The following is a 21,867-nucleotide window of genomic DNA, read 5'->3' on the forward strand; positions in this document are numbered from 1 at the left end:
AATTCAGCGATTCGGGCGCTGTTGCCCTTAAGTTGTGCGCTGTGGCTTTCACCGAACAGAGAGATAAACTTTGGCGCTGCGATTACCGCAATGATGGCGAGCAGGGTAACTGTGATGACAAGTTCAATCTAATACCAATTTCAGTTAATAGTTAATCAGCTTCAGCGGGAGTTCAATGCGCTTGAGACAAGGCGAGTTGACGAAGTCATAGTGGTTCTATGTCAAGACGACTCAACACAGTATCAAGTGCATTGACCCCCGCACTGCGTGAGCGTGTCAGGCATCCTGCTTCTGTGTTGCATTGCTCTTAAAGGGGCCACCCTTAGTCAATCAATGCGCCTTGAATCAGAATCCCTGACGCGCTCTGAAATGATAAGACTATTAATGAAGTTGGTATAAAAACCGGTTTCTTTCTGGGAAAATTGCAAAACATATGGGGGTTGGTAAATGGTGCGTGCACGTTACCCATGTTGGCCTTGTACATCCAATGCAGAAAAGCGATTGCGGCAATGAGTCTGCTGCTATTTTGCGCTTTGGTTCAGGCCCTGTGAAAACAGGCCTGAACCAGAGAGGCTGTATCAATGCTGCTGCATCAAAGGCAATCTGACATTGAGTAGATAGTCATTAAATTCAAATCGTTGCAGGAAGTTGAGGGCCGTATCGACCCCCGACATAAACAGGTCATATTTATGCTCTGGCGGCATTTCAAAGTTGAGCCACTGAATCTCGGGCTTAATGGGAATATTACTGACCAGTTCATCATAGTCCGCTGAGTGCACTACCCTCAGGTGATTATCAAACATGCGGCGTGAAGTGTTCACCACAGCGCCCAGATACTGCAGAAACGTATCCGTGTTGTGCTGATAGACATCATCCTCAAGCTTGACCCCTATGGTGGGGGCTCTGGGGGCGTGTCTGGAAGCCCGGGCCAGGTGAAAGATATCAAAAGGGAAGTTGGACACCATGCCACCATCGACAAACCGCACCTGCTCGGGTGGTCGTTGATATTTAAACTGATGGGCTTTGATATTGCGAAGATCCTCAAACAGGTGCATCGCCTTTTTCCCCTGTGGGATCTGATTAACCACCATAGGCTCAAAGAACAGGGGCACTGACATGGATGCTCTGACAAAGTGGGCGGGATGAAGCTCTTCTGTGTCCTGCCAGTAGAGTGGTGCATCTTTGGGGAATACCGCCCGGCTTTCCGTAGTGATATCTGTGGCTATCAGGGCGACTGCGCCACTGGCGGCATCCGCCGACGGGATTTTACCTGCCTCCTCAGAGGTACAGATGTACAGGGGAGGAAAGCTGTTTACTCTCGACTCCAGATCGGCCACGGTATAAACCGCATGCTCGTTGAGGATCTCTGTGGCCCACTCGAGAAATCTGTTACCAGGATTCAGCCCCAGAGTGGATTGAACCTGTCTAAAGGTTTTGTAGAGGCTGCGGGCACTCCACACATAACTCCAGCCCGAGTCCTTGTTCAGCACTTTGCGGATCACCTTTTTGACATAGTCAGGTCCATCCATAAACTCATCAAAAGCCGTACTGTCCAGAATCTCCAGTACCTTCTGACTTTTGGGTTTTCCCGGCACGTCCAGTGCTGCGGTCATCAGTGCATTGATGGCTCCGGCAGAGGTTCCTGCGACTTTTCGAAATCTCAGCCCCTGCTGTTCAAGTACATAGGTAAAGCCCACCAAAGCAATACCCAACATGCCACCCCCTTCCATCACCAGATCCACATACTGATTGCCGTCGTCATCGACGATATGACTGAAGACTTTGTCCTTCAGCTGCTCCTGTCGATTGGCAATCTCCATGTCTGCCTGGGTCCTGGCGCGGGTGATCCAACTTGCAGTATCAACATCTTGCATATATCCATCCTTAGCCCTGAAAACGTAAGTAACGTGCTACAAGATCACATACTTCTTTACGAGTTGGAATGACTGAAAAGTGTGGTATTTCGCCTGAATCTACTAATACCCCAAACAAAAAAACCACCCGAAAGGGTGGTTTTTGGCATCGATTAACCTATCAGCTCATACTTTCTAAAACTGCATTTCCGGCACATGTTCAGGGACGATAAGTTTACCTGCGGTCTTCTCGATAATCTCTTCGACCGAGACACCCGGTGCCCGTTCAATCAGATGGAAAGCGCCATCCTTGATTTCCAGGAATGCCAGGTCGGTCAATACCCGCTTAATGCAGCCGTATCCGGTCAATGGCAGTTGGCATTCGGGTAACAGCTTGGAGTTCCCTTTTTTGTCAGCGTGCATCATGGTGACGATAATATTGTCGGCACCAGCCACCAGATCCATGGCGCCACCCATGCCTTTCACCAGCTTGCCCGGGATCATCCAGGAAGCAATTGAACCGTTGACGTCCACTTCGAACGCGCCCAGTACCGTCAGGTCCACATGGCCGCCTCTGATCATGGCGAAGCTCTCGGCTGAGGAGAAGAAAGACGCGCCTTTGACTGCGGTAACGGTTTGCTTACCTGCGTTAATAAGGTCCGGATCTATTGTCTCTTCGGTGGGAAATTCGCCCATCCCCAACAGGCCATTTTCTGACTGCAGCATCACTTCCATACCATCGGGAATATAGTTGGCCACCAGAGTGGGAATGCCTATCCCCAGATTGACGTAAAAGCCATCTTGCAGTTCCTGGGCAACACGCTGGGCCAATTGTTCTCTTGTCAGTGCCATATCGCCTCTCCTTATGCCTCAGCTGTCTGCTTGATGGTACGCTGCTCGATACGCTTCTCAAAGGTGCCTTTAATTACCCGATCAACATAAATGCCCGGGGTATGGATATGGTCTGGGTCCAGTTCACCCGGCTCCACTATCTCTTCGGCCTCGACCACAGTGATTTTGCCTGCAGTGGCCATCATAGGGTTGAAGTTGGCGGCAGTTTTACGGAATACCAGGTTACCCATGGTGTCGGCTTTCCAGGCGCGAACCAGAGCAAAATCAGCCGTGAGGGAATCTTCCAGTACATAATGGCGGCCCTTGATTTCACGGGTTTCTTTGCCTTCGGCCACTGGGGTACCGTAACCTGTGGCTGTAAAAAAGGCGGGGATACCTGCGCCACCAGCACGGATTTTCTCTGCCAGGGTGCCCTGTGGTGTCAGGATAACGTTCAGTTCACCGCTGAGCATCTGCTGCTCAAAGGTGGCGTTTTCGCCCACATAGGAGGCGATCATGGTGCTGATCTGACGGTTTTGCAGCAGCAGGCCCAGACCGAAGTCATCCACACCTGCGTTATTGGAGATGGCGATAAGGCCTTTGACTTTCAGCTCAACCATACGGGCAATCAGCCCTTCCGGGATACCACACAGGCCGAATCCTCCGACCATAATGGTCATATCATCAGTCAGACCTGCCAGCGCTTCTTCATAGCTGCCGACGACCTTATTGAGTCCTGCCATAGTTCACTCCTTTGTTTGCAGTGGCGCTTCACCACTGTCGTTATTCTTGTATCAAATGCGCTAACGGTTCTGTCGTTCAGCTGCCCATGGCCTGTGCCACCTTGGAGCCTGATGGTCGCCCCAGAGCCTGGCTGATTTTGTGGCCCGCTGCGGCCAGCTTTTGCAGATCTATTCCAGTCTCTACGCCCATACCGTGCAGCATGTAAACCAGGTCTTCTGAAGCCAGATTGCCCGAGGCACCTTTAGCGTAGGGGCAGCCGCCCAAACCTGCCACTGAGGTATCGATAGTGCTCACCCCCAGATCCAGGCAGGCATGGATATTGGCCAACGCCTGTCCCCAGGTATCGTGAAAGTGCAGTGCCAGCTTTTCCATGGGGACTTTGGCTGATACTGCCTGCACCATATTACGGGCTTTGTCCGGGGTGCCAACGCCTATGGTGTCACCCAAAGAGATCTCATAAACGCCCAGCTTGTAAAGAACTTCAGACACGCGTACGACTTCACTGACAGGGATTTCACCATCATAGGGGCATCCCAGGGTGCAGGAGACATATCCACGCACCGGCAGGTTGAGTGATTTTGCCTTTTCTATCAATGGGATAAAGCGCTCTATCGACTCTTCGATAGAGCAGTTGATATTGCGCTGACTGAAACCCTCAGACGCGGCTGCAAATACCGCCACTTCATCGGCTTTGGCGTCAAGCGCCGCTTCCAGTCCCCGCATATTAGGCGTGAGGGCGCTGTAGCTGACATCCGCATGACGTGTGACCCCGGCAAACACATCGCTGCTGTCGGCCATTTGTGGTACCCATTTGGGAGAGACAAAGCTGCCGGTTTCGATGCGTTTGACACCGGCATCAGCCAGACTATTTACCAGCTGAATCTTGTCGGCCAGAGGTACACTCTTTTCGTTTTGCAGGCCGTCTCTTGGGCCCACTTCAAACAGACTGACTTTATCAGGACGCATCTGCGACCTCCGGTTTTTCGTTTGCGTCAGAAGCTGAGTCGAACTCCAGCAGCAGTACGCCATCGCTGACCAGTTCGCCCGGGGCGAAGAAGAACTCCTTCACGCTGCCTGCACCGGGGGCGGCGATGGTGTACTCCATCTTCATGGCTTCCATCACCATCAGGCCCTGACCTTTTTCAACCTGTGCGCCAACGTCCACCAGATGGGTCACCACAGTGCCGTTCATTGGGGCATTGAGTGGGTTGTCATGGCCATCATCGGCATCGTCATTGTGGGTTTTGACCGCACGGAAATGCAGGCTTTGTACTGACTCTTTAGTCAAGTCTGTCGCGGGCAGGAACAGGGTAAAGTCACTGTCTTTTTGAGCAATAGTCACCGATTGCTTTTGACCGTTCAGGGTATAGGTGAGGCGCTCGGCTCCAGAGTGCAGGCAGGTGAGCTCTCCCTGGATTGTGATTTGCTGATCGTTTAACTCAAGCAGGTAGTTGCTGCCGACTTTGGTCAGCCTCAGCTCATGAATGTCATGGTTATCGTCCATCAGCATCACATCAAAGCGACTGGCTGCACCGAGGCGCATGCCACTGAATCCCTGCCAGGGAGAGTCTGGCTCATGGGCAAACCCTGGCTGCTCCTGCTGGTTTTTCAGCAGACGATAAAGCGCTGCAACCGGCAGGGCGGACTTGATATCTGCCTTGGGGTCAGCAAGCAGTTCATCCTGGTGGCGGTCGATAAAATCGGTACACAGAATGGCGTCTTTAAACTCCTGGTTCCGACAAATACGTCCCAGGAAAGGAATATTGTGTTTGAGCCCGGTGATCAGGTATTCATCCAGCGCATTGGCCATTCGGGCGAGGGCGCTTTCCCTGTCGCTGTCCCAGGTGATCAATTTGGTGATCATAGGGTCATAGAAGTTACTGATCTCGTCTCCCTGACGAATACCTGAGTCGATACGAACATGCTGGTTTTCGGTCGGTTCGCTCAGGAACTCAAGCAGGCCTGAGGCGGGCAGGAAGTTGTTGGCCGGATCTTCGGCATAGATGCGTGACTCAAAGGCGTGGCCGCTTATCTGGATCTGATCCTGCTCCAGGGGAAGCGTTTGACCTGCCGCCACCAGAAGCTGCCAGCGCACCAGATCCTGACCTGTCACCATTTCGGTCACCGGATGCTCAACCTGAAGACGGGTGTTCATCTCCATAAAGAAGAAACTGTCATCACTGGCTTCAGTGTCCAGCAGGAACTCCACTGTGCCGGCACCCACATAATCGATGGCACGGGCTGCGGCGACAGCGGCTTCACCCATTTGCCTGCGCAGCTTATCAGACAGTCCTGGCGCAGGTGCTTCTTCAATCACCTTCTGGTGACGACGCTGCACAGAGCAGTCTCTGTCTGACAGGTAAACACAGTTGCCATGAGTATCGGCAAATACCTGCACCTCAACATGGCGCGGCTTTCTCAGATAGCGTTCAATCAGGAGCTTGTCATTGCCGAAAGAGGAGAGGGCTTCGCGACGGGCGGAGCCGATGGCCTCCATAATTTCGGCTTCAGACTCCACCACCTTCATGCCTTTACCACCGCCCCCGAAGGCGGCTTTGATCAGCTGCGGATAGCCGATGCGCTTCGACTCATTGATGAGCAGCTCATCGCTCTGGTCATCACCGTGATAGCCCGGCACCAGTGGTACGCCAGCTTTTTCCATAATGGCTTTGGCGGCACTCTTGCTGCCCATTGCATCAATGGCATCACTGCCCGGACCCACAAAACGGATATCGGCCTGCTCACAGGCGCGGGCAAATTCGGCATTTTCCGACAGGAAGCCATAACCCGGGTGAACCGCATCGGCGCCGCACTTTTTGGCAATCTCAAGAATAAGGTCGCCTTTTAAATAAGACTCGCTGGGGGCGCTGCCGCCAAGGTAGAAGGCTTCATCTGCCATTTCTACATGGCGGGCTTTGGCGTCGGCGTCAGAGTATAGGGCAACTGTTTTCAGCCCCATGGTTCTGGCTGTGCGAATAACGCGGCAGGCAATTTCGCCGCGGTTGGCGATAATGATTTTAGTCAGCATGCTTGCCGTCTCCTGATGACTGAAGGTTTACCTGGGTCCAGGCTGGTTGGCGTTTGTCGAAAAAGGCGTTAAGCCCTTCCTGTCCCTCTTCGGATACCCGGATGCGCGCTATCTGCTCGCTGGTGTAGTTAATCACTTCCGGCGTTATCTCGCCGGATTGCTGCGCGGCAACAAGGCGCTTGCACCACTGCATTGCCTGAGGACTGTTGGCGATAAGTGTCGCTGTCATGGCCTCTTCAGCGGCATTCAAATCATCGGCCAGTTGATGAACCACGCCCAACTCCAGTGCGGCGTGTGCATCAAAACGTTCAGCCGTGAGCATATAGCGACGGGATTGACGCTCGCCCATGGCGCGCAGCACATAGGGGCTGATGGCCGCAGGGATCAATCCCAGTTTGACTTCGCTCAGACAAAAGCTGGCATTGGGAGCGGCGATAGCGATATCACAGGCGCAGATAAGGCCCAGTGCGCCGCCAAACGCGGCACCATTAACCATTGCCAGGGTCGGACGGGGAAAAGTGTCCAGCTTATGCATTAATGAGGCAAGCTCTTTGGCGTCACTCAGGTTCTGCTCAAAGTCCATAGCTGCCTGTTTGCGCATCCAGTTGAGGTCTGCACCGGCACTGAAGTGTTTACCCTCGGCTTTCAGTACCAACAGATGGCAATCGCCAGTATTAACGGCTTGGGCTGCTAGTGCATCGATTGCCGTAATCATTTCGCCTATCATGACTTCATCGAAGGCGTTGTGCTTGTCGGTGCGGCTCAATGTCAGCGTGGCAATGCCATTTTCTAACGATGTGTTTATGTATTGATAATTCATGCTGCACCTCAGATCACATACGGAACACACCAAACTTGGTGTCTTCAATCGGTGCATTCAAGGAGGCGGCCAGCGCCAGACCGACCACTTCGCGGGTTTGAGCCGGGTCGATAATACCGTCATCCCATAAACGGGCGCTGGCATGGTAGGGGTGACCTTCTTTGTCGTACTGCTCGACGATAGGCTGTTTGAACTCACGCTCTTCCTGCTCGCTCCACTGAACGCCTTTGCGGGCCAGACCATCACGTTTTACCGTGGCCAGTACCCCGGCAGCCTGCTCGCCACCCATCACTGAGATGCGGGCATTGGGCCACATCCACATCATGGTGGGGTCAAAGGCACGGCCGCACATGCCATAGTTGCCCGCCCCATAGGAGCCGCCTATCAACACGGTAAATTTGGGTACAGTGGCACAGGACACAGCGGTTACCATTTTGGCGCCGTGCTTGGCGATACCTTCATGTTCATACTTCTTACCCACCATAAAGCCGGTGATGTTCTGCAGGAACAGCAGGGGGATTTTGCGCTGGCAGCACAGCTCAATAAAGTGCGCGCCTTTCTGGGCAGATTCGGAGAACAAAATGCCGTTGTTGGCTACTATGCCAACCGGGTAACCGTGAATGCGGGCAAAGCCACACACCAGGGTATTGCCATAGTTTGCTTTGAATTCATCAAAGTCTGAATCATCCACCAAACGGGCAATCACCTCTTTGACGTCAAAGGGCTTTTTCAGGTCAGTGCCGACAATGCCGTACAGCTCATTGATATCGTATTTTGGTGCTTTGGCAGGTTTCAGCTCAACCGAGAGTGGCTTTTGATGATTCAGCCGGGTGACCGCCTGACGGGCCAGCTCCAGTGCGTGCTCATCATTGCGGGCCAGATGGTCAGCAACACCGGAAATACGGGTATGCACATCGCCACCGCCCAGCTCTTCGGCGCTAACCTCTTCACCTGTGGCCGCTTTCACCAATGGCGGGCCGGCCAGGAAGATGGTGCCTTGCTCTTTAACGATAATGGATTCATCAGCCATAGCGGGCACATAGGCGCCACCTGCGGTACACAGCCCCATAACCACGGCAATTTGCGGAATGCCTTTAGAGGACATGCGCGCCTGATTGAAGAAGATACGGCCGAAATGATCTCTGTCGGGGAACACTTCATCCTGACGGGGAAGGTTGGCACCGCCTGAGTCCACCAGATAGATGCAGGGCAGGTGACAGCGCTCGGCGATCTCCTGAGCCCGCAAGTGCTTTTTCACTGTCAGCGGATAGTAGGTGCCGCCCTTAACCGTGGCATCGTTGGCGATAATCATGCACTCGACGCCACTGACCTTGCCGATCCCGGCTATTACACCGGCTGCAGGCACCTCTTCGCCATACACCTCAAAGGCGGCAAACTGCCCCACTTCCAGAAAGGGGGAGCCTGAGTCCAACAGGCGCTCGACACGCTCACGGGGGAGCAATTTGCCCTTGGCCAGATGACGTTCGCACGCGGCCTGACCGCCGCCCTGCATGATTTTATGAACCTGCAGCTGTAAGTCATCTACCAGAGTCTGCATATCTGCAGCCTTGGCTTTGAACTCACTGCTTGCCGGATTAATACGGGAGTTGAATTGCACCACAACAGCATCCTTCTGCAATGGAGGCCGGCGCTGCCGGCGCTCTTCTATGGTCGTTGCTCGGTTTCTTGCTTGTTCTTTTATTTGTTTCGCTTGCTTGTTTCGGGTGACCGCCGTGGCCAGCTCGATACGATTAAGGCTGGCGGGGCGGACTGAACTGAACATTCTTGCTTGGCTTAGCGGGACTCGTTAAACAGTTCGCGGCCAATCAGCATACGGCGGATCTCTGAGGTACCGGCGCCAATTTCATACAACTTGGCATCACGCAACAAGCGGCCAGTGGCGTACTCATTGATATAACCGTTACCGCCCAGCAGCTGAATGGCATCCAGCGCCATCTTGGTGGCGAGCTCAGCAGAGTAAAGAATCGCGCCCGCGGCATCTTTGCGGGTGGTTTCGCCACGGTCACAGGCCTGAGCCACGTTGTAGATGTAGGACTTGGCAGCATTCATGCCGGTATACATATCCGCCAGCTTGCCTTGTACCAGCTGGAACTCGCCGATGCATTTACCAAACTGCTGACGCTCGTGCATGTAAGGCACCACGATATCCATACAGGCGGTCATAATGCCCAGCGGGCCACCGGAGAGCACCACGCGCTCATAATCCAGACCGCTCATCAGCACCTTAACGCCGTTGTTCAGGCCACCGAGAATGTTCTCTTCCGGTACTTCACAATCCTGGAATACCAGCTCACAGGTATTGGAGCCACGCATCCCCAGCTTGTCGAGCTTCTGGGCCTGGCTGAAACCTTTAAAGCCACGCTCAACGATAAAGGCAGTAATGCCGTGTGGGCCTTTGTCGGCATCGGTTTTGGCATAAATCACATAGGTATGGGCATCGGGACCATTGGTGATCCACATCTTGTTGCCATTGAGGATATAACGGTCGCCCTCTTTGCGGGCGTTAAGCTTCATTGAGACCACATCAGAACCAGCGTTGGGCTCACTCATGGCCAGCGCACCTATGTGCTCACCTGTGATCAGCTTGGGCAGGTATTTGGCTTTTTGTTCGCTGTTACCGTTGCGGGCAATCTGGTTAACACACAGGTTGGAGTGAGCGCCGTAGGAGAGGCCGATGGAAGCTGAGGCCCGGGAGATCTCTTCCATGGCAACCACATGGGCCAGATAGCCCATTTTGGCGCCGCCATACTCTTCATCCACTGTAATGCCCAGCAGGCCCATATCACCCAGCACAGGCCAGAGTTCATTGGGAAAGGCATTTTGTTCATCGACTTTGGCTGAGAGCGGGGCAATTTCGTTGGTGGCAAATTGGCTGACTGCATCCCGCAGCATGTCAATTTCCTCACCCAATCCGAAGTTGAGGCTGGTGTAGAGTTGGCTCATGGTCAAGTATCCTTGCGTCTTGTTGGGTCTTGTGTTTTTTCGAAGGAAAGCTCCTTCGACACTGTCCCGACCTGCAAGGCAACCGGCCATCTGGCTGTTTACCCAGTATGATTATTATTGTTTGGGTCGGGTACAGCTGGTATTGCTTTTATCGTTTACATTTTGTGACTGGGTATTATCCCTGTACTTTGTTTTCCTCCAGCGCGGCAAGGCACTGTTGCTCAGCGGAGTTCAGTTCCATCAGCACCACTTTGATGTCATCCATCTGCTGTTGCAGTGAGGTTTTCTTCTCTTCAATCAGTTCCAGCATGGTATTAAGCTGCGTCGTGCTGGTCTTGTCGGCGTCGTACAACTCAAACAGGCGACGGGTCTCTGCCAGAGAGAATCCCAGGCGCTTGCCCCGCAGGATCAGCTTGAGACGAACTCTGTCTTTAAGGCTGTAGATCCGGGTTTGGCCACGGCGTTTGGGTTTCAGCAGCCCCTGATCTTCGTAAAACCGGATACTCCGGGTGGTGATATCGAACTCTTTCGATAAGTCACTGATCGAATATGTTGTTTGCAGGGCTTGATTAGTATTCATCGGCAGCTCACAGTCTATTTTTACTGAACGATATATGAAGTTTACGTAAAGGTAAATGTTTGCAGGCCCACTCCTGTTAACAAAGTGTCAACAGAAATTGCCGCGTCAGGGAGCCGGATCTCTGGGGGAGTGGGGGAAAGTACGTGAATATTAGCGAATAGGGTTGTTGATTGTGAGCATAACAGAACATAGTGCTGGTTTGTTGTTACTGTTAACTGAAGGTTGGGGAAGGAAATGCTTGGATTGTTGAGTGACTAGATCCAGTCCTTAAGCTCCTTTTCTCTCAACAGTACCAACCAATCAGCTACCAAAGCAGGGGGCTGTTTTCCCTGAATATTGATGTGCATTGCCAGGTTAAGGAGGTATCCATTGGGTCTGGCTTCAAGGTGCTTGACACAACCCTGAATATTTATCTTGTTTCCGCACAGGACTGGGGACGTGAATCTGACTTTGTTCAGTCCATAATTGAGGCCCATGCTTAGCCCTTTTAATCCTGCCATTTGCTCATTCAGGTAGGTGGCCATCAGAGAAAGCAGATAGAAACCATGTGCCAGAGTGCCATCTAAACCAGACGCTTTTGCATAGTCACTATCGGTATGAATCATCTGAGTATCGCCCGTACTAAGGGCGAAGATATCTAGATCCTCTTGAGATATATGGCGCCAATTGCTGGCTGGCAAAGGGGTCCCGACTAATGAGTTGAGATACTTCAGCAGGCTTGATTCATCATTCATCAAATGGTGTTTCCTCCATCTACGGGTAACACCGAGCCCGTGATGAAACTGGCTCTTTCGGAATCAAGGAAGACTGCTGCGTTTGCAATCTCTTCAGCTGTGCCCAGTCGATTCATAGGGTGCAGACTGGCGAAGTGTTTAAGTAACTCCTTCGGGTTAATTGCTTCGCTGAGCGCTTTTTCCATCAAGGCTGTTCTTATATAGCCGGGCAGGATCACATTGCACCTAACGGGGTAATTTTGCTCAGCACACCAGAGTGCTGTGCTCTGGGTCAGGTTGATAACTCCGGCTTTACTTGCACCATAGGCGGGGACATTAGCCACAGGGCGTTTTCCAAGTACAGAGGCGATATTGACTATGCTGCCTCCATATTGGCTGATGAGTTTGACGCCATACTTACAACCCCACATGGTACCGGTCAGGTTGACATTCAGTATGGTTTGCCAGTGCTCATGGTCTATCTCTTCAATATTCAAAGGAAGACCTATTCCGGCGTTGTTGACCACACAGTTGAGTGAACCATAGCGCTCTACAATTTCAGTAGTCGCTGTTTGCCAGTCTGCTTCTTGAGTAACATCGAGAGTTATGGCTGAAGCATGCTGGAAACGTTTAGCGTTTTGAGCCGCTTCGCCCAGGTTAATATCTGCAAATACTGTGTTATAGCCACAATTGCAGAAAGCTTCAGCAATGGCCTTGCCGATACCTGTTGCGGCGCCTGTAACCAAGACTGTTTTGCTGTGAGTTTCCGTGCTCATGAGTCAAAGTCCAGATGCAGGGTTTCAAGTCCCCGGAGCAGAATGTTGGGGAACCGACGGAACTTATTTTTACCTGGAGTCAGTCGGATGTTGTTTAGCCTTTCCAATAACAGTTTGAAGGCAATACTACTCTCTTTTCGAGAGAGCATGGCGCCTATACAAGTGTGGATACCGTTGCCAAACGCCAGGTGTTTACGTGTAAACGAGCGGGTAACATCAAACTTGTCCGGGTTCTCGAATACCGTTTCATCTCGATTTGCGGAGCCAAACCTTACCAATACAGTTGCGTTGGCGGGAATCTCCACGCCGTTCAGGCGAGTGTCTTGGGTAGCTGTACGCCACATGGTATTGCTCGGAGATTCGAGTCTGAGCATCTCCTCCACCATATTGGGGATGAGACTCGGGTCTTCTTTGACCAGCTGCATCTGATCAGGGTGCTCAGCCAACAGCAACATGCCTCCCGTGATCAGATTGGTTGTGGTTTCATTGCCGGCAACCAGAAGCTGTTGGGATACGTTAAGGAGTTCGGAAGTGGAAAGTGAGTTGCTATCTTCGGTTTTGGCATAGACGAGATCATTGAGCATATCATCGGTTGGCTTACTTCTTCGCTGGTCATGGCAATTTTTCATGTAGTGCTGAAACTCAACTACTCTGCGGGCACAGGCCTGATCTTCTTCCTCTGTTTGCATACTGCCAAGTAATCCCACAAAAGCGTCTGACCACTCCTTCACCAAATGATGCTCCTGTTGCGGGATCCCAAGCTGATCGCCGATTACTTTGACAGGCAAAGGGATGGAGAACTGGTGAGCGACCTCAAACTGACCATGTTGCACAAAGCTGTCGATAAGGCTATGACAGGTCTCTTCGATACGAGCTGACATGCGCTGAACTTTGGCAAAGGTAAAGGCGTGATTGACCAGTTTTCTGAATCTGTCGTGGGATGGGGGATCATTGGTCAGTAGGGTAGCGGTTTGTGGCCAGCCCTGAGCATAAATACGTCGGCACTCTTCACTGTGAAGGGATTTTCCAAGTAGGGGACTGGAGGACTTACTTGAAAACAGATCAGGTTGAGATGTGACTTCAAGGACGTGCTCATAGGAAAACACCATAAAAGTATTGTCCATTCCCGGGATTTTGTAGACGGGAGCCTGTTCCCTGGCAATTTTATTCGCCACAAAAGGGTTTTGAATTGTCTCCGGTGCAAAAAAATCAATGTTTTGAATTTGATCTTGCATGGATATTCCCAATTTTCAGTCTGATTAAAAAATAAACTCTTGTATTTAGTGTTATCACAGCTATCCTGATACATCAATAACAAACAGAATTGTTTGTTTGTTATTTATCATGGATTAATAAGCGAGCCCTGAGCGTGTTTGGGAAAAGTTACTGACTAAAAAGGTATTTATTTATGGGTTACCCTCTGAAAAATAGACAGATCCTGTTAAAGCGCCGCCCTGTAGGATTGCCGAATGAGTCTGATTATGAGGTGGTGACAAGTCCAGTCACTCCCCTTGAGCCTGGGGAGCTCTTGATGAGAAATGACTTGATTTCGCTGGATCCGGCAATCAGGGGGTGGATGTCTGCTGACGAAGACAGTTACATGCCACCTATAGCGCTTGGTGACCCTGTTCGATCCAGTACTCTCAGTACAGTGGTTGCCAGTCGTAACCCGGATTATGAGGTGGGCGATCTGGTACTTGGTCTTAATGCCTGGGAGGAGTACACCAAGCTTGGAGATATCCGCCATATACACAGCTTTGCGACCAAGATGCCTAAAGATTTGGGAGTACCCAATACCTGGTTGCTGAGCGTGCTCGGAGCCACAGGCATGACAGCTTATTTTGGCTTGCTGTATGTAGGAGAGCCTAAACCGGGAGATACAGTATTGGTTTCCAGTGCTGCGGGGGCTGTAGGTTCTATTGTTGGCCAGATTGCCAAGTTAAAAGGATGCAGAGTGGTTGGTATTGCTGGTAGCGACGAGAAATGTCGTTGGCTAAAGGATGAGTTGGGTTTCGATGATGCCATAAACTACAAAGACAACAACAATCGGGAGTTATTGGGTTGCGCGATAGCCAAGTCTTGTCCCGAAGGTGTGGATATCTACTTCGAAAATGTGGGTGGCTATTTCCTTGAGGCTGTGCTGGATAACATCGCCGAGCGCGGCAGGGTAATCATTTGTGGTTTGATTTCCCAGTATAACGAGGAGGTGGGCTCCGGTCCGGAGAACATCTGGAAGTTGCTGGTAAAGTCCGCCAGGATTGAGGGCTTTCTTATCCGAGATTATGTTGAGCAAATGCCCGAGGCTGCGTTGAAAATTGGTCAGTGGTTAGCTGAGGGGAAAATCCGTAACAAAGTCGATTTGCATACAGGTTTTGACAATATTCCCGCCAGTTTTTTAAAGCTGTTTAGTGGTCGTAATCAGGGCAAGTTGATTGTCGAGCTGGAGTTTGACCGGGAATAATTATCTAAACGGCATCATTGATGCCGCGCGGTTTAATTAGAAATGAGCAATGACTCAGGACTTGGAGAATGCGGTTTATTGACCATTGGAGAAATAGGCCGTCGGTCTATCATCCAAATCATATACAGGTTGTTTTTGGCTGCAAAGATACTTGTAAACTCTGGTTTCAGTTATCTCATAGTTGCCAAGGTGTGCCAGCATAGAAAGATAAGAGGGGGCGCTAAAATGGTATTGAAGGTGATGTTGTGACTCCCACTCTTCATAAACATAGATAAGGTCGCTCTCATTGACGTCAGCACTCCATTGATAGGCGATACATCCAGGTTCCTTTAATGCATCCTGTATGTAAGGATAAGCCTGTCTCAAGGCTTCTTCTCTTTGGTGGGGGGAGATGCGAATAACTCCGGAAATCAGTACTTTCATAGCTTGGTAATCTTTAAATTTCAACGATAGACTTGCCAAAGTTTGAACCATGGAAAATGGCGCTGAATGCCGCGGGAGCTGACTCAATCCCCTGATATAGGGTTTCAGCATTTTTCAGCTGATTTGAATCCAGCCAATTGAAAAGTTGTGACCTTATTTGGTTGTATCGCTGTGCATCGAAATGAGTCATTAAGCCCGTCATTGTCGCTTGCTTGGTAATCAGGTTAAACAGATTGCTGGGGCCGGGTTGAGCCTGTGTTTGGTCATAGCCGGAAATCGCACCACAAAGAGCTATTCGGGCCCCTTGTGCCAGATTATCAATAGCCGATTTGAGCATGTCTCCACCAATGTTATCGAAGTAGAAGTCAATACCATCGGGACATACTTCGGCGATAGCTGTGGTAAGATCTCCGCAGGTTTTATAATTAATCACGGCATCAAAGCCAAACTCGGATATCAGCTTTTGGGCTTTCTTATCATTACCAGCAATACCAATGACTTTTGCGCCGCGTATTTTACTGATTTGCCCGGCTACTATCCCCACAGCTCCTGCCGCAGCACTAATAAGAGCCGTTTGTCCCGGCTGTAACTTACCTATGTCTTCGGTGCCAATGTATGCCGACATACCGGTTTCACCCAGTACACCCAGGAATAACTTGTCGGCACAGGGCCAACCCCCCGGGACCGGATAGACAGCGTCATTATCAGGGGTAAGCACCGAATACTCTTGCCAGGCGAGTCTGGCCATTAACTTTTGTCCCGGCTGAAACCTGGGATTTCTGGAAGCTTCCACCTGGCCCAGAACTACGCCCTGAACCGGTTCTCCCAGAGTCATTGCAGGCAGGATATTATTACCACTGCCTTCGTTCATCCAGTAACGAAAGCCAGCATCCATAGACAGATAACTGTTACGTACCAATACCTCTCCATCTGACAGAGTGGGGAGTGGCACGGTTTCAAGCTCAAAGTCTGAAGCAAGTAATTTACCTTTAGGCCTCTTGGCCAGGACGATCTGCTTATGCATGGTAAGGGTTCTCTGTTCTATTGGGATGACAGTATCGAACGGTTGGTTTTCCTGCTTCATCTACTCTGAGTAAGTTGAATTTGCGTGTTAGAAACAACCAGCCATTCTCTCCTTTTATATACACATCGTTGTAAACACCAAAGAGATCGAACCTGTTGCCAAGGTATTCAAAGCTTTCGTTTACGTAGCAGCGACCTGAGGCCCGGTTTTGTTCCATTTGGGGTGAGATACTGTGGCTACTGACCTTATGTTCAACAAATTTGAAATGTTCCATGGCAGTCAACCAAAATTGCTTTATTGATTGCTGGCCAGTGAGTTCCTCCTGATTAGGCGGAGAGTCGAGGGAACTGATTATCCAATGAGCATCAGGATGCCAGCATTGTGCCCAGTCTTCGCCATCGACCCTATGTATGGCATCTGCATAACGTGCCATAAGCTCGCGGATTTCATCTCTGCAACAACTGGATGCGTTATTACTCATGGAACCCCCACATCGATATAACCACTGTGGCCGTCCCATTGTTCACAATGATTTTTTATTTTCTCGAACAGGTTAGTTAAATTATCAGTCCTTTCGATAACCTCGATCATAATATCCGGGGCCCGGTCACCATTGACGTATGAGGCCTTTTGCCCATCGGGCATTTCAATTTGCTGAACAACCTTGATACCTATGTTTTCAAGATAAGCGAGATCTGACTCATAGTTATCAGAGATGACCCCAAGATGCTGTTGGCCGCCGTTTGGAAACCATTTGATAAAGTCGCTGTATATTGAGGGCGCACGGTCGTGCTGCTGGATAAGCTCCAGCTGAATGTTGCCGTAATATGATAGAGCGATAGATACGTCGGGATTACTGGTTTTGCCCATAAAACTCATGGTGCGGAACTTTAAGTGGGAAAATACATAGAAGGGGCCGACACCAATTTTGTTCCAGCGCTGTATAGCCGAATAGATATCCGGAACCACATAGGCAACCTGAAACAGCTCAGGGATGCGACTAAAGACCCCGGCATTTGAACCCCGGGGCGACTCAGGCATTGGCCTCACCCTGCATACACCACTCTATGCCTCTTCTGAGCAGCAAATAATAGACATCGAGTTCCCAACTGCAACGTTCAATATTGGGATATTCGTCAACCAGTGGTTGCATATCATAAGTGCCGCGACAATGACCGAGCGTCAGATAAAGCACCTGGCCCTGATGATATGGATGAAGGTACATCACAGGACGGGGCTCATCGTTTTGCCACTGCTTGCCTTCATCAAAGTCGTCTGCTGTGCCATTAAAGAAGGTGTGTAATAAGCACTCATGCTCTCCATGAAACTCGGACAGGTAGAGTTCATCACAGGTGATGAAGTTAGATACCCCCCTGGTGAGCGGATGCTCAGCATTGGTGACATATACTTTATAGTCAGAGGTTGGAGGATGAGCGAGAAACTGGCTACCTAACATCTCCATAAACAGCGGCGATTCTCTGGGAGTGCCAACACAGACTGGGTCCAGGCTGAGAAAGCGACACACCGAGTTGGTGCCGTGGAGCGCAAACCATCTGTGCCCCCCACTCAACCAGGCTTTGAGCAACTGGGCCTGATTAGCATCAGGCAGCACGTTACAGGTGTAAGTAATCAGAAAATCTGACTGAACGATCGTTTTAATATCACTGTAATCACTGCCCACCTTCACCCTGACATTAGGATGCTCTGCCAATAATTTAAGTAGTTCAAGCCGAGCGAAATCCATATCATGATATTCGCCGCCACAAACCAGATAAGCGTTTATACGTTTCGGTTTCATGGGCCTTCCTCTATTTAAAGACCTTTACGCAAACCACCATCTATCACCAGATTGCTGCCGGTTATAAAACTGGCAAGGGGACTGGACAAATAGGCTATCAGGCTTCCTACCTCGTCGGGTGTGCCCATTCTGCCAAGGGGGATCTGGGATAAGGTTGATTGATAGAGCTCTGACATTTCATTTTCGACAAACTCCCAGGCACCACCGTTTACATAAACAGGGCCGGGGCTAACAGTGTTAACCCTGATACCGGTTTTACCATGGTGATGAGCCAGGGTTTTTGCGTGGGTTATCAAGGCGGACTTAAGGGCCATAAAACCGGGCGGAGAAGGGGGGAAATACTCGATGGCTGCGGTAGAGGATACAAAGGTGACCGCCGGAAATTTGGACTCAGACAGGTAAGGATGCAGAGTCTCGAAACCATCAACAGCACACATAAGGTCAACGTCAAAAAACTCTTTCCAAGCGCCCCAGGCGTCCATGCCGAGTGCGGTTCCTCCGGTCACGTTGGACACAAAAATATCAACACCTCTCATCTCTTCAGCGGCCTGCTTGAGCCAGAGCAGATAGGCGTCTTTATCATAAAGGTCGACCGCTTTACCGTGGGCCTTTCCTCCAAGGGCTCTGATCTCGGCTTCCAAAGCCTCCACACTTTGTTGCGAACGGGAACAAAAGCTGACTTCTGCTCCCTCTGCGCAAAATTGTAAAACGCAGGCCCGACCAATACCTTTAGTTCCGCCTGTGATGATTACCTTCTTGCCTTCAAGATAAAGATTCATAACCAGTCCCCTTAATATTGTCGTTACCGATTTTGAACTGTTGGTTTTTTGTTAACCTATCACAATAAAAACAGTCTTGCATGTTTTTGTTTTGATGCCGAAGTTATCCATTTAAATTCAACGTGATGATGATTTTTTGGTCATTTATTTAGCAAAATGACTGTGGTCAGGCTATTGCCACTCAAGTTCTTTGATGTTATCTCTGAACAATAAATAAACAGTCATGTCTGAATTTTATGTGTGGCTGAAGTACACATAATAAAGGTTCAAGCGATGCTAAAACTAATAGATAAAGTGGCGATTGTAACCGGAGGAGCTTCCGGGATTGGTGCCGAATGCGCGAGGGTGTTGTCTGAAAATGGCGCCACAGTGGTATTGGCTGATCTGGATATCGATCGTGGTTCATCTATTGCTAGGGAGTTGCCGGGAGAGGCCAGCTGTTTCGTGATGGATGTCATTAGTGAGCAGGATTGGCAGCAGTTGATAGATTATGTTCTGGACAAGTTTGGCAAGCTGAATCTGTTGGCACATTGTGCCGGGATCAGTCTGCCGGGAGATATAGAATCAACAGACTTCAGTCTGTGGCGGAAAATCCTCAGCGTCAATCTCGACGGTGCCTACTTGGCTAATCACTATTGTGTCAAAGCCATGAAGCAGAATGACGAGTCTAATGCCATTGTCAATATTTCATCTGCCATGAGTCTTAAGCCTCATTCATTTACCTCAGCATACTGCGCCAGTAAGGCTGGTGTTGATGCATTAACCAAGTGTGTGGCTCTGCATTGTGGTGAGCAGGGATTAAACATCCGCTGTAACTCAGTCCACCCGGGAGCTATTCATACACCTATGCTTGAACGTTATTTGGAGATGATGAAGGGAGACGGCACGCTCGAACAAGCCCAGCAGATGTTTGACTCCAGCCACCCTGTAGGTCATTGCGGTAGTGCAGGGGATATTGCCCAGGGGGTGCTGTATCTGCTGTCCAACGATTCAAGTTTTGTCACCGGAGCGCAACTTTCAATTGATGGCGGTCAGTCCATCGCCTGAACAGGTTTGGGAGGAAGGTATGACAACAACACAGAGTAACGAAAGGATTATCAGGCAGCATCTGGAAAAACTTCAGCAGGGAGATCTGTATGGAGTCATGGCAGATTTTGATGATGACGCCATTTTGGTGATGGCTACCGGTGTCATTAAAGGTAAAGCCGCTATCGAAGAGGTGTTTGCCGGTTTTCTGGCAGGCATTATTCCACCGGAGAAAACCACCTGGACCGTAGACCAACTGCTGGTGGAAGGAGATGTGGGGTATCTGGTGTGGAGCGCTAAATCCAACAGTCATGAGATAAGTTTTGCCAGTGACAGTTTCTTTTTGCAGGAAGGGAAGATTAAGGCACAGACATCGGCAGGCATTATTCAGGACCTGATGTATTAGCAGCAGAGGACGGCACAGTGTTGAATCACTCTTATCAATACCCAGAGAGAAATAGTCTCGCGACTCCCTGGCCCTTTAACACCATTGCGCAAGCAGCCAAACTGAGGGCGGAGCAAACCCCGGATGCCGTTGCCCACTATTTTGAAGATGGAACCTGTATCAGCTTTGGTCAGACCTGGGTGGATAGCATGGCCCTGGCCCAATCCTTTAAAGCTATGGGGCTGAAAAAGGGTGATGTGGTCAGCTTTCAACTGCCAAATTGGTATGAGGCTGTGATTATTAACCTGGCTGCATCCTGCCTGGGTCTTGTGGTTAATCCCATTGTTCCCATATACCGGGGGCATGAACTCAAATATATGTTGAACAAGGCCAAGGCCAGGGTGTTGTTTGTCCCTGAGACGTTTCGGGGTTTTAACTATCGGCATATGTTGGAGCAATTGCGTCCGGATGTGCCCTGTCTTGAGAAGGTGATTATTGTCAGGCCATCTTCTCCCGGAAATGATGACTATGATTCTCAGCTGATATACGGCAAGGACCTGGAGCCAGTCGAAGCCGACATGGATGAGATTAAGCTGTTGCTGTTTACCTCGGGCACTACGGGGTCACCCAAAGGGGTGTTACACAGTCATAGAAGTCTTGCATGGGCCATTCAAAACTGTTGTGACTTCTGGTCCATGACCGATGGCGACAAAATGTTTATGCCCTCTCCCGTAACTCATATCACTGGTTACACCTTTGGCCTCGAAGTTCCCTATTTCAATCGCACGCCATCTGCATTGATGGAGACATGGGAGGTCACAGCAGCAGCACGTTGGATTGATGAAATTGGGGCGACTGTTTGTGTTGGAGCTACCCCTTTCCTGCAGGAACTGACTGAACATCAAAGTCAGTCTGATACTGAGCTTTCCTCTCTTAGACTGTTTGCCTGTGGCGGTGCAGTGGTGCCACCAAAAGTGATATTTGATGCCACCAGAATACTACCCAATTGTCAGGCTATCCGTGTCTATGGCAGCAGTGAAACGCCCATTGTAACCCTGGGTTTTCTGTTGCCAGGACAGGAAAACCTGGCGGCCAACACGGATGGGCATGTATTTCGCTATCAGGTGCGAATTGTTAACCAAGGGGGGCATGACGCTCCTTTTAATGAAGAAGGGGAAGTTTGCGCCAGGGGGCCAGCCATGATGTGCGGCTATCTTGACCCTGATGACAACCTGGATGCATTTGACGATAAGGGTTTTTTCAAAACCGGGGATTTGGGATATCTGACTAAGGAGTCAGCGCTGGTGATATCAGGCAGAAAGAAGGACCTGATCATCCGGGGGGGAGAGAACATCAGTGCCCGTGAAATAGAGGACGTGTTAGCGGGTCTGGGTGAGGTCCGCGAAGTAGCCTGTGTTGCCATCCCCCACCTTAGACTGGGAGAAACTGTATGTGCTTTCCTGGTCTCGGGTGGTGCGGACGTCACTTTGAATGATATTCGTCAACAGTGTGCCGACGCAGGATTGGCCAAACAGAAGTGGCCACAGCACATAGTGCTGGTGGACGCTCTGCCGAAAACCCCTTCGGGCAAAGTTCAGAAATATCAGCTCAGAGAACAGGTCTCAGGGCTGGTGGTAGATTCACAACAATTAATGGGGTAAT

22 protein-coding genes are annotated in these 21,867 nt (G+C 50.4%); 4 read left to right on the top strand and 18 right to left on the bottom strand.

What is annotated here, in order from left to right:
• Positions 1-578 precede the first annotated feature (578 nt).
• From L2725_RS17075 to L2725_RS17130, 12 genes are all read right to left on the bottom strand, one after another.
• On the bottom strand, positions 579-1,874 hold the full coding sequence (locus L2725_RS17075) for a patatin-like phospholipase family protein (RefSeq protein WP_249250049.1): 1,296 nt from the start codon (positions 1,872-1,874) through the stop codon (positions 579-581).
• A 174-nt stretch (positions 1,875-2,048) separates the two neighbouring features.
• The gene (locus tag L2725_RS17080) at positions 2,049-2,705 is read right to left on the bottom strand and encodes a CoA transferase subunit B (RefSeq protein ID WP_115137876.1); all 657 of its coding nucleotides are present in this window, start codon (positions 2,703-2,705) and stop codon (positions 2,049-2,051) included.
• A gap of 11 nt (positions 2,706-2,716) precedes the next feature.
• Entirely contained in the window at positions 2,717-3,427 is a 711-nt protein-coding gene (locus tag L2725_RS17085) for a CoA transferase subunit A (RefSeq protein WP_249250050.1), read from the bottom strand.
• Between the two features lie 76 nt (positions 3,428-3,503).
• Positions 3,504-4,394, bottom strand: a complete 891-nt coding sequence (locus tag L2725_RS17090) for a hydroxymethylglutaryl-CoA lyase (RefSeq protein WP_249250052.1) — start codon at positions 4,392-4,394, stop codon at positions 3,504-3,506.
• Positions 4,384-6,456, bottom strand: a complete 2,073-nt coding sequence (locus L2725_RS17095; RefSeq protein WP_249250054.1) for an acetyl-CoA carboxylase biotin carboxylase subunit — start codon at positions 6,454-6,456, stop codon at positions 4,384-4,386. The genes L2725_RS17090 and L2725_RS17095 overlap by 11 nt, the downstream gene beginning before the upstream one ends.
• Positions 6,446-7,276, bottom strand: coding sequence for an enoyl-CoA hydratase-related protein (locus tag L2725_RS17100; RefSeq protein WP_249250056.1), 831 nt, complete (start codon positions 7,274-7,276; stop codon positions 6,446-6,448). The genes L2725_RS17095 and L2725_RS17100 overlap by 11 nt, the downstream gene beginning before the upstream one ends.
• Positions 7,277-7,289: 13 nt before the next feature.
• Positions 7,290-8,897 (bottom strand): carboxyl transferase domain-containing protein, encoded by a 1,608-nt coding sequence (locus L2725_RS17105; RefSeq protein WP_249250191.1) that lies wholly within the window; start codon positions 8,895-8,897, stop codon positions 7,290-7,292.
• A 173-nt stretch (positions 8,898-9,070) separates the two neighbouring features.
• A complete protein-coding gene (locus tag L2725_RS17110) occupies positions 9,071-10,240 on the bottom strand; it encodes an isovaleryl-CoA dehydrogenase (protein WP_249250057.1) in 1,170 nt (389 codons plus the stop codon).
• 175 nt (positions 10,241-10,415) lie between these two features.
• Positions 10,416-10,820, bottom strand: coding sequence for a MerR family transcriptional regulator (locus L2725_RS17115; protein WP_283164348.1), 405 nt, complete (start codon positions 10,818-10,820; stop codon positions 10,416-10,418).
• 254 nt (positions 10,821-11,074) lie between these two features.
• The gene (locus L2725_RS17120) at positions 11,075-11,554 is read right to left on the bottom strand and encodes a MaoC/PaaZ C-terminal domain-containing protein (protein WP_249250193.1); all 480 of its coding nucleotides are present in this window, start codon (positions 11,552-11,554) and stop codon (positions 11,075-11,077) included.
• Positions 11,554-12,309, bottom strand: a complete 756-nt coding sequence (locus L2725_RS17125; protein WP_249250058.1) for an SDR family NAD(P)-dependent oxidoreductase — start codon at positions 12,307-12,309, stop codon at positions 11,554-11,556. Before L2725_RS17125 ends, L2725_RS17120 begins: the two co-directional genes overlap by 1 nt.
• Entirely contained in the window at positions 12,306-13,544 is a 1,239-nt protein-coding gene (locus L2725_RS17130) for a cytochrome P450 (protein ID WP_249250059.1), read from the bottom strand. Before L2725_RS17130 ends, L2725_RS17125 begins: the two co-directional genes overlap by 4 nt.
• Before the next feature lie 173 nt (positions 13,545-13,717).
• Here L2725_RS17130 and L2725_RS17135 point away from each other — a divergent pair, with 173 nt between their 5' ends.
• Positions 13,718-14,770, top strand: a complete 1,053-nt coding sequence (locus L2725_RS17135) for an NADP-dependent oxidoreductase (RefSeq protein ID WP_249250060.1) — start codon at positions 13,718-13,720, stop codon at positions 14,768-14,770.
• A 75-nt stretch (positions 14,771-14,845) separates the two neighbouring features.
• Here L2725_RS17135 and L2725_RS17140 read toward each other — a convergent pair whose 3' ends face one another.
• From L2725_RS17140 to L2725_RS17165, 6 genes are read right to left on the bottom strand one after another with little or no spacing between them, the layout of a single operon-like run.
• The gene (locus tag L2725_RS17140) at positions 14,846-15,193 is read right to left on the bottom strand and encodes a putative quinol monooxygenase (RefSeq protein WP_249250061.1); all 348 of its coding nucleotides are present in this window, start codon (positions 15,191-15,193) and stop codon (positions 14,846-14,848) included.
• A gap of 13 nt (positions 15,194-15,206) precedes the next feature.
• Positions 15,207-16,217 carry an NADP-dependent oxidoreductase gene (locus tag L2725_RS17145; protein ID WP_249250062.1) on the bottom strand — a complete coding sequence of 337 codons (1,011 nt, stop codon included), beginning with the start codon at positions 16,215-16,217 and terminating at the stop codon, positions 15,207-15,209.
• Entirely contained in the window at positions 16,210-16,698 is a 489-nt protein-coding gene (locus tag L2725_RS17150; protein WP_249250063.1) for a nuclear transport factor 2 family protein, read from the bottom strand. Before L2725_RS17150 ends, L2725_RS17145 begins: the two co-directional genes overlap by 8 nt.
• Positions 16,695-17,258 carry a VOC family protein gene (locus tag L2725_RS17155; protein ID WP_249250065.1) on the bottom strand — a complete coding sequence of 188 codons (564 nt, stop codon included), beginning with the start codon at positions 17,256-17,258 and terminating at the stop codon, positions 16,695-16,697. The genes L2725_RS17150 and L2725_RS17155 overlap by 4 nt, the downstream gene beginning before the upstream one ends.
• On the bottom strand, positions 17,251-18,015 hold the full coding sequence (locus tag L2725_RS17160; protein WP_249250066.1) for a ThuA domain-containing protein: 765 nt from the start codon (positions 18,013-18,015) through the stop codon (positions 17,251-17,253). The genes L2725_RS17155 and L2725_RS17160 overlap by 8 nt, the downstream gene beginning before the upstream one ends.
• Positions 18,016-18,029: 14 nt before the next feature.
• On the bottom strand, positions 18,030-18,794 hold the full coding sequence (locus L2725_RS17165; protein WP_249250067.1) for an SDR family NAD(P)-dependent oxidoreductase: 765 nt from the start codon (positions 18,792-18,794) through the stop codon (positions 18,030-18,032).
• A 273-nt stretch (positions 18,795-19,067) separates the two neighbouring features.
• On the opposite strand from L2725_RS17165, the gene L2725_RS17170 reads away from it, so the two are divergent.
• The 3 genes from L2725_RS17170 to L2725_RS17180 are packed head-to-tail and all read left to right on the top strand — an operon-like array spanning position 19,068 to position 21,866.
• Positions 19,068-19,841, top strand: a complete 774-nt coding sequence (locus L2725_RS17170; RefSeq protein WP_249250068.1) for an SDR family oxidoreductase — start codon at positions 19,068-19,070, stop codon at positions 19,839-19,841.
• A 19-nt stretch (positions 19,842-19,860) separates the two neighbouring features.
• Positions 19,861-20,226, top strand: coding sequence for a nuclear transport factor 2 family protein (locus tag L2725_RS17175; protein ID WP_249250069.1), 366 nt, complete (start codon positions 19,861-19,863; stop codon positions 20,224-20,226).
• A 17-nt stretch (positions 20,227-20,243) separates the two neighbouring features.
• Positions 20,244-21,866: an AMP-binding protein gene (locus L2725_RS17180; RefSeq protein ID WP_249250070.1), complete on the top strand. Its 1,623-nt coding sequence runs from the start codon at positions 20,244-20,246 to the stop codon at positions 21,864-21,866.
• The last annotated feature ends 1 nt before the right edge of the window (position 21,867 follow it).

Source organism: Shewanella corallii (assembly GCF_023349125.1).
Taxonomy (GTDB): domain Bacteria; phylum Pseudomonadota; class Gammaproteobacteria; order Enterobacterales; family Shewanellaceae; genus Shewanella; species Shewanella corallii.

Excerpts from the sequence above, each read along its gene's own strand:
- L2725_RS17170 (WP_249250068.1), top strand. The coding sequence starts at position 19,068 with ATGCTAAAACTAATAGATAAAGTGGCGATTGTAACCGGAGGAGCTTCC.
- L2725_RS17160 (WP_249250066.1), bottom strand. The coding sequence starts at position 18,015 with ATGAAACCGAAACGTATAAACGCTTATCTGGTTTGTGGCGGCGAATAT.
- L2725_RS17130 (WP_249250059.1), bottom strand. The coding sequence starts at position 13,544 with ATGCAAGATCAAATTCAAAACATTGATTTTTTTGCACCGGAGACAATT.
- L2725_RS17080 (WP_115137876.1), bottom strand. The coding sequence starts at position 2,705 with ATGGCACTGACAAGAGAACAATTGGCCCAGCGTGTTGCCCAGGAACTG.
- L2725_RS17075 (WP_249250049.1), bottom strand. The coding sequence starts at position 1,874 with ATGCAAGATGTTGATACTGCAAGTTGGATCACCCGCGCCAGGACCCAG.
- L2725_RS17090 (WP_249250052.1), bottom strand. The coding sequence starts at position 4,394 with ATGCGTCCTGATAAAGTCAGTCTGTTTGAAGTGGGCCCAAGAGACGGC.
- L2725_RS17120 (WP_249250193.1), bottom strand. The coding sequence starts at position 11,554 with ATGAATGATGAATCAAGCCTGCTGAAGTATCTCAACTCATTAGTCGGG.
- L2725_RS17150 (WP_249250063.1), bottom strand. The coding sequence starts at position 16,698 with ATGAGTAATAACGCATCCAGTTGTTGCAGAGATGAAATCCGCGAGCTT.
- L2725_RS17175 (WP_249250069.1), top strand. The coding sequence starts at position 19,861 with ATGACAACAACACAGAGTAACGAAAGGATTATCAGGCAGCATCTGGAA.
- L2725_RS17125 (WP_249250058.1), bottom strand. The coding sequence starts at position 12,309 with ATGAGCACGGAAACTCACAGCAAAACAGTCTTGGTTACAGGCGCCGCA.
- L2725_RS17095 (WP_249250054.1), bottom strand. The coding sequence starts at position 6,456 with ATGCTGACTAAAATCATTATCGCCAACCGCGGCGAAATTGCCTGCCGC.
- L2725_RS17085 (WP_249250050.1), bottom strand. The coding sequence starts at position 3,427 with ATGGCAGGACTCAATAAGGTCGTCGGCAGCTATGAAGAAGCGCTGGCA.
- L2725_RS17110 (WP_249250057.1), bottom strand. The coding sequence starts at position 10,240 with ATGAGCCAACTCTACACCAGCCTCAACTTCGGATTGGGTGAGGAAATT.
- L2725_RS17155 (WP_249250065.1), bottom strand. The coding sequence starts at position 17,258 with ATGCCTGAGTCGCCCCGGGGTTCAAATGCCGGGGTCTTTAGTCGCATC.
- L2725_RS17145 (WP_249250062.1), bottom strand. The coding sequence starts at position 16,217 with ATGCATAAGCAGATCGTCCTGGCCAAGAGGCCTAAAGGTAAATTACTT.
- L2725_RS17140 (WP_249250061.1), bottom strand. The coding sequence starts at position 15,193 with ATGAAAGTACTGATTTCCGGAGTTATTCGCATCTCCCCCCACCAAAGA.
- L2725_RS17100 (WP_249250056.1), bottom strand. The coding sequence starts at position 7,276 with ATGAATTATCAATACATAAACACATCGTTAGAAAATGGCATTGCCACG.
- L2725_RS17135 (WP_249250060.1), top strand. The coding sequence starts at position 13,718 with ATGGGTTACCCTCTGAAAAATAGACAGATCCTGTTAAAGCGCCGCCCT.
- L2725_RS17115 (WP_283164348.1), bottom strand. The coding sequence starts at position 10,820 with ATGAATACTAATCAAGCCCTGCAAACAACATATTCGATCAGTGACTTA.
- L2725_RS17165 (WP_249250067.1), bottom strand. The coding sequence starts at position 18,794 with ATGAATCTTTATCTTGAAGGCAAGAAGGTAATCATCACAGGCGGAACT.